The following is a 1,604-nucleotide window of genomic DNA, read 5'->3' on the forward strand; positions in this document are numbered from 1 at the left end:
AGATCATAAACCCCATACAAGACAATTTCTAGAAAATAAATTGTTTCATCAAAGTTTAGTAAAAATAAGACCAAAAATATTTAATAATGCTCAATCTAATTTGGGTTCAATCCAATCTGGAACATGATCACAGCCTATCAATTGTGCATAATCAAGGCGTGGACGAATGACTGCATAACGTGTATCCTGAACCAGAACCTCCGGCACCAAAAGTCGACTATTATAAGTGCTTGCCATCACTGCGCCATAAGCCCCCGCTCCTGTTAACATCAAAACATCACCCGCTTTCAACACTGGTAAAGAACGTTCCAAGCCTAAATAATCACCAGTTTCACAAATAGGACCAACAATATCAGCATTAATCAGAGGGGCATCTACTGGTGCTTTTTTCACTGGCATTATATTTTGCCACGCATCATAAAGCGTTGGACGCATGAAATCATTCATCGCCGCATCAACAATAACAAAATTTCGTCCTTCCCCCTTTTTTAAATACACAACCGATGTCACCAACACACCGGCTTCACCAACAATACTACGCCCAGGTTCTAAGATAATATTAATCCCTAACGGGGCAATATGTTTCTTTACCAGTGCTGCATACTCAAAAGGAGAAGGTACTGGACGCTGCTCATAACCATAAGGAATACCAAGCCCGCCCCCAATATCGATATGGGTTATCGCATAACCATTATTCCATAATTGACGCACAAAATCTGCAATAATAACAAATGCATCTTCAAACGGTTTTAAATCACAAATTTGACTGCCAATATGGAGATCAACACCACATACATGAAGACCGGGCAATTGGGCTGCCTTTTTATATGCATCACCCGCCAAAGACAGAGGAATACCAAATTTATTCTCAGACTTGCCTGTTGTAATTTTCTTGTGAGTCTTAGCATCCACATCAGGATTAATGCGTAAAGAAATCCGAGCCGTTTTTGAAAGCGCATCAGCCCGCGCCGATAATTGTTCAAGTTCTGGTTCTGATTCAACGTTAAAACAATAAATATCTTGTGCAAGAGCAAAATCTATTTCTTTCACTGTTTTACCAACACCAGAATAAACAATATTCTGCGCAGGAATACCAACAGCAAGTGCACGCCGTAATTCCCCTTCTGAGACCACATCAGCTCCCGCTCCATTGTTAGCTAAAAGTTGTAAAACTGCTTGATTGGAATTCGCTTTAACCGCATAAGCAATTAAACTCGGCATATCATGAAATGCATTCTGATAATCTTTAAAATGTGCAACGATTGCGCTAGCTGAATAACAATAAAAAGGTGTTCCAACTTTCTGCGCAAGTTCCAAAAACGAAAGACCTTCAGCGTGGAGCACACCCTGATGATAAGAAAAAAAACGCATAAAAATCCCTATTGTATCAACCTATCAAGAATAAAAGGTTTATCTGTTTTGCCTTGAGGAACAAAAGTTCCTTGTGAAGAATTCACTCCTGTTGAAGGAGGTAACTCTAATGACCCTTTACGCCCACACCCAACGATACCCAAGCCCCCCAAAAGAACAATCATCAACCCCTTTAATATAATTTTCATCTGTCCTCTTTCCTCATCTCGATCTCTTTTTTACCTTTAAAATAC

Annotated in this window: 2 protein-coding genes; both read right to left on the reverse strand. The window is 39.7% G+C overall.

What is annotated here, in order from left to right:
* Window positions 1–90: 90 nt before the first annotated feature.
* Complete coding sequence (gene lysA, locus ACFIKE_RS10295) at window positions 91–1,371, reverse strand: diaminopimelate decarboxylase (protein ID WP_375649768.1); 1,281 nt, start codon at window positions 1,369–1,371, stop codon at window positions 91–93.
* Window positions 1,372–1,379: 8 nt separating this feature from the next.
* Window positions 1,380–1,559 carry an LPS translocon maturation chaperone LptM gene (locus ACFIKE_RS10300; RefSeq protein WP_375649771.1) on the reverse strand — a complete coding sequence of 60 codons (180 nt, stop codon included), beginning with the start codon at window positions 1,557–1,559 and terminating at the stop codon, window positions 1,380–1,382.
* Between the last annotated feature and the right edge of the window lie 45 nt (window positions 1,560–1,604).

The organism is Bartonella sp. MU70NMGDW, assembly GCF_042194085.1.
GTDB lineage: Bacteria > Pseudomonadota > Alphaproteobacteria > Rhizobiales > Rhizobiaceae > Bartonella > Bartonella grahamii.